This is a genomic window from Wolbachia endosymbiont of Mansonella perstans (assembly GCF_020278605.1).
Classification (GTDB): domain Bacteria; phylum Pseudomonadota; class Alphaproteobacteria; order Rickettsiales; family Anaplasmataceae; genus Wolbachia.
Genome location: NZ_JACZHU010000086.1, coordinates 1 through 4,135 on the forward strand (window position 1 = coordinate 1; position 4,135 = coordinate 4,135).

4 protein-coding genes are annotated in these 4,135 nt (G+C 36.4%); 1 reads left to right on the forward strand and 3 read right to left on the reverse strand.

The features are described 5' to 3' along the window. Positions 1–90 precede the first annotated feature (90 nt). The 3 genes from fusA to rpsL are packed head-to-tail and all read right to left on the reverse strand — an operon-like array spanning position 91 to position 3,038. Positions 91–2,157 carry an elongation factor G gene (gene fusA / locus IHO13_RS04635; protein ID WP_225538492.1) on the reverse strand — a complete coding sequence of 689 codons (2,067 nt, stop codon included), beginning with the start codon at positions 2,155–2,157 and terminating at the stop codon, positions 91–93. A gap of 21 nt (positions 2,158–2,178) precedes the next feature. After that, the gene (rpsG, locus tag IHO13_RS04640; RefSeq protein WP_225538493.1) at positions 2,179–2,658 is read right to left on the reverse strand and encodes a 30S ribosomal protein S7; all 480 of its coding nucleotides are present in this window, start codon (positions 2,656–2,658) and stop codon (positions 2,179–2,181) included. Between the two features lie 5 nt (positions 2,659–2,663). Then, positions 2,664–3,038 (reverse strand): 30S ribosomal protein S12, encoded by a 375-nt coding sequence (rpsL, locus tag IHO13_RS04645; protein WP_225538494.1) that lies wholly within the window; start codon positions 3,036–3,038, stop codon positions 2,664–2,666. A 266-nt stretch (positions 3,039–3,304) separates the two neighbouring features. Between rpsL and recO the strand changes: the two genes are divergently transcribed. Further along, a complete protein-coding gene (gene recO / locus IHO13_RS04650) occupies positions 3,305–4,027 on the forward strand; it encodes a DNA repair protein RecO (protein WP_225538495.1) in 723 nt (240 codons plus the stop codon). Positions 4,028–4,135: the final 108 nt, after the last annotated feature.

Genomic DNA, 4,135 nt, shown 5'->3' on the forward strand with positions numbered 1-4,135 from the left:
GTCCTATTGTCCCCACATTCATATGCGGCTTGCCAAATGCTTCTACTACTTGTGTTGTAGCTTCTACTGCTGTTGTCATAATTGTTACCCTTAATTATACCTTAACTCATCAACCACATACTGTGGCACTTGTTCATAACAAGAAAAATGCATGCTATATTGAGCCCTTCCTTGAGATATAGAACGCAAAACATTTATATAACCAAACATACTTGCAAGAGGAACTAAAGCAAGAATTATAGCACCATTATTATGCGTTTCCATACCTGAAACTTGTCCTCTTCTACTGTTTACATCACCCATGATATCACCCATGTACTCTTCAGGTGTAATAATTTCAACCTTCATTATAGGTTCTAACATCCTTGGACCAGCTTTATTTGCCATTTCCTCAAAAGCACCTTTGGCAGCTAGCTCGAAAGCTAAAGGACTTGAGTCAACTTCATGAAAGGCACCATCAATAAGAGTAGCCTTAAAATCGATAACTGGGAAGCCAGAGATCATTCCTCCCTCTTTTATCAACTCTAAACCATTTTGCACACCAGGAATGTATTCTTTTGGAATTGCACCACCCACGATTTTACTTTCAAATTGAAACCCAGAACCAGGCTCAAGAGGTTCAAATAAGATCTTTACTCTGGCAAATTGACCAGCACCACCTGATTGTTTTTTGTGAGTGTAATCAATTTCAACAGATTTAGTAATAGTTTCACGATATGCAACCTGAGGCGTGCCAATATTAACATCAACGTTAAACTCACGCTTTACTCTATCTGTAATAATTTCAAGATGCAATTCACCCATGCCTTTTAATATAGTCTGACCACTTTCTGTATTTACCAAAAATTTTAAAGAAGGGTCCTCTGCAACTAATCTATTTAAAGCAATACCTAATTTTTCCTGATCTGAAGTAGTCTTAGGCTCCACAGCAATTTCAATAACAGGCTCAGGAAATTCCATACGCTCTAATAATATAGGAAAATCATGCGAACATAAAGTATCACCAGTAATTGTTTTTTTCAATCCAACTAAAGCAACTATATCTCCAACTTTAGCTTCGTTTATATCTTCCCTGTTGTTCGCATGCATAAGCAACATTCTACCAATTCCTTCAGTCTCATTTTTTACTGCATTTAACACAGTAGATTTAGACTTCAACTTACCGGAATAAATACGAATAAACGTTAAGCTACCCACAAATTTATCCGTCATCACTTTAAATGCAAGAGCAACAAATTTTTCTTGCTCTGAAGGTTTAATCGCAATTTTCTTTTCTGAATCCTTAGGATTAGTTCCAACAATTTCATTAACATCAATAGGGGAAGGTAGAAAATCAACTATATCGTCTAAAAGCGGCTGTACTCCTTTATTTTTAAAAGCTGATCCGCATAATACAGGAACAAAAGCTCCTTTAATAGCTCCGCTCCTCACACATTTTTTCAGCAAATCTACTGGCAGGTCATTAGATTCAAAATAAGTGTTCATTGCTTCATCCTCCATCTCAGCAGCGGTATCTAATAAAAGATTTCGATACTTTTGAGCTTTATCAAGCAAATCAGAAGGAATACCTTCATAGAAAAATTTAGCACCTAATGTCTCTTCTTCCCATATAATAGCCTTCATAGAGATAAGATCTACTATGCCCTTAAAATCTTTCTCACTCCCTATCGGTAGCTGAATAACTAGAGGCACTGCTCCAAGCTTACTCTTAATCATATCAACACATCGATAGAAATTGGCTCCTATTCTATCCATTTTGTTGACAAAACAGATACGAGGGACATTATACTTATCAGCTTGACGCCAAACAGTCTCAGATTGAGGTTCAACTCCTGCAACCCCATCAAATATAGCAACTGCGCCATCTAAAACTCGCAAAGATCTTTCAACTTCGACAGTAAAGTCAACGTGTCCGGGAGTATCTATTATATTGATTCTATGATTATTCCAAAAACAAGTTGTTGCAGCAGATGTGATTGTAATACCACGCTCTTTCTCCTGCTCCATCCAATCCATAGAAGCTTCACCATCATGCACTTCACCAATTCTATTTTGTTTACCAGTATAAAATAAAATACGCTCCGTTGTGGTAGTCTTGCCAGCATCTATATGAGCCATTATACCTATATTCCTGTATTTAGATATATTAATTTCCATATTACCATTGATTAGCCAACATCAAAAACGAAGATGAGAAAAGGCCTTATTAGCTTCAACCATTTTATATTTTTCCTCATACATTTTAAATGCACCACCGCGCTTATTATAAGCATCTGTTATTTCAGATTGCAGACAATCAGCAGAAGTTTTACCACTCTTCTTTCTAGCAACAAAAGCAGCTTTAGCAATCCACCTTAATGCTAAAGAAATTGCTCTGTCTTTCCTAACTTCGCAAGGTACTTGATAAGTTGCGCCGCCAATACGACGAGAACGTACTTCTACAGAAGGTGTAACATTTTCTACCGCTGTTTCAAAAATTAATATCCCGCTTTCATTTATTTTCTTTTCAGCTAAAGATAAAGCACCATATACAATTTTTTCTGCAATAGATTTTTTACCACATTTCATAATTACATTAATGAAGCGCATCAACAAAACACTACTGTAACGCGAATCAGGAACTATCTCTCTCTTTCTTGCTCTATTACGACGAGCCATAAATTTTAACCAGACTTCTTTACACCATATTTTGAACGAGCTTTCTTCCGATTTTGTACACCACGCAAATCAAGAGCACCTCTTATTATGTGATAACGCACACCTGGTAAATCTTTAACTCTCCCACCACGTATTAAAACAACGGAGTGCTCTTGTAAATTATGGCCCTCACCAGGTATATAAGCTGTCACTTCACCATATCGACTAATCCTTACTCTGGCTACCTTACGTAATGCTGAGTTAGGTTTCCTAGGAGTTGTAGTATACACCTTAGTGCAGACACCTTTCCTCTGAGGGTTGTTTTTTTCCAAGGCTGGTACCTTTTTCTTACATGATAATTTCAATCTACCCTTGCGTACTAACTGATTTATCGTAGGCATATATTAAAAACCCAAGCTCATAAAATAACTTAAGCCCTAGTTATAAAATAATAAACCTCAATAGTCAATATAAAAATAAACGTTACTATTCTAATAATTTTAGCTCAACCTCTAAGATCGCTGCCCAATAATGGCATTTGCTCGATGGCAGCATGAAAAGGTCTTAGTTTCATAATTTAAGGCACCTCTAATTCTTGAGCTTAGAACTTGCTGTACTGATTTTACTACTATATAATATATAATATTATACGGTCAATACACTCCAAATGAGATGGAAAGATGAAGGCATCGTTATAGCCATTAAAAAGTATGGTGATGAAAACTTAGTTCTTTCTCTATTTACAAAAAATCACGGAAAGTGCAGGGGATTAACCAGGCTAACAAACGATAGTAACTATAAGTTTCAAATAGGTAATCTGTTACATGCAGAATGGAGTGCTAAACTACCTGAAAATCTAGGATTTTTTAAGTGCGAACTGATCGAATCTCCATCCCACCATTTCTTTCAGGACGGATTAAAAAGCGTTACTATTGTTTCTTTTTCTTCTATTTTGGAGAAAGTGCTTCCAGAAAGTGAGCCTTATGCTATACTGTACGATAATTTTCAATACTTCATCGATGTAATCAAGCACAACAATGAGTCCTGGCAAGGCCATTACCTCAACTTAGAGCTTTTGCTTCTTACACAGCTCGGATTTAAGCTAGATTTATCCAAATGCGCTGTGACAGGTGCTCAGGAAGATTTACAATTTATTTCTCCAAAAACTGGCAGAGCAGTGTCAAAACAAGCAGGAGATTGTTATGCAGATAAACTGCTGCCTTTTCCGCAAATACTGCATGAAGTGTATAATAATAACCTACAAAACAGCTACTCATACCGAGAATTTCAATTAGGGCTAAAAGTCACAGGATATTTTTTAAATAAGTGCCTATTTTCGCAGCTAAACATGAGATTTCCAGAGTCAAGAGACCTAATGCTTTCGCTTTAGTAGAGCTCTTGCACAGTAAACTAATTGACAGCTTTCGCTATTACCCTTGTCATAGCACTGAAGCTATTATTTATCTTCAGTCCATACAGGTAAAACAACAAAAAAACT

What these genes read in the sequence shown, in the direction of transcription:
- fusA (WP_225538492.1), bottom strand. Translation starts at nt 2,157, where the DNA reads ATGGAAATTAATATATCTAAATACAGGAATATAGGTATAATGGCTCAT.
- rpsG (WP_225538493.1), bottom strand. Translation starts at nt 2,658, where the DNA reads ATGGCTCGTCGTAATAGAGCAAGAAAGAGAGAGATAGTTCCTGATTCG.
- rpsL (WP_225538494.1), bottom strand. Translation starts at nt 3,038, where the DNA reads ATGCCTACGATAAATCAGTTAGTACGCAAGGGTAGATTGAAATTATCA.
- recO (WP_225538495.1), top strand. Translation starts at nt 3,305, where the DNA reads ATGAGATGGAAAGATGAAGGCATCGTTATAGCCATTAAAAAGTATGGT.